Origin of the sequence: Ameyamaea chiangmaiensis (assembly GCF_013376175.1) — a bacterium.
Taxonomy (GTDB): Bacteria; Pseudomonadota; Alphaproteobacteria; order Acetobacterales; family Acetobacteraceae; genus Ameyamaea; species Ameyamaea chiangmaiensis.
Genome location: NZ_JABXXR010000370.1, coordinates 1 through 540, shown reverse-complemented (window position 1 = coordinate 540; position 540 = coordinate 1). Strand labels below are relative to the sequence as shown.

Sequence of the window (540 nt, the reverse complement as noted above, 5' to 3'; positions counted from 1 at the left end):
GGCCGGGTTTGCCGCAGTCGACAGTGCCGCGGGGGACGCCACCGATCTGGCGGCGCTCGTGGCCGGGCGGTGCGTGCCCGCCGATGGTCCGCTGTTGTTGCTCAGCGGTGCGGGCCAGGGCGAGGAGTTGGCCGACGCCTTACGGGGGCGGGGATTTCGCGTGCGCCGCCGTGTGGTGTACGCGGCGCGTGCCGTCTCGCACCTGTCCGTGACGGCGCACCGTATGCTGAGGCATGACAGGGTCGACGCTGTCCTGCTGTTCTCCAGCGCGACGGCCGTGGCGTTCGGACGGGTCGCCGGGACAATGGGCACGGGTGTGCGGGCTGTGTGCATTTCCGCGCGCACGGCGTCGGTTTTGCGTCCGGAGGACTGGGCCGACGTGCTGGTCGCGGCGCGGCCCGATACCGACGCGGTTCTCGACGCCCTCGGTACTCCGAAGCGGACCTAGGACGCGCTGGGCTCGCGTCGGGGGCGCCCGGGGGCGGGTTTCTGCCAGACAGAGCCGGCCCGGCCGATCATGGGACGCGCGTCGGGGGAGCG

General features: G+C 73.1%; 1 protein-coding gene. It reads left to right on the top strand.

What is annotated here, in order from left to right:
- On the top strand, nucleotides 1-448 hold a 448-nt coding region (locus HUK82_RS17115; protein WP_176615025.1), incomplete at its 5' end, for a uroporphyrinogen-III synthase.
- Nucleotides 449-540 lie beyond the last annotated feature (92 nt).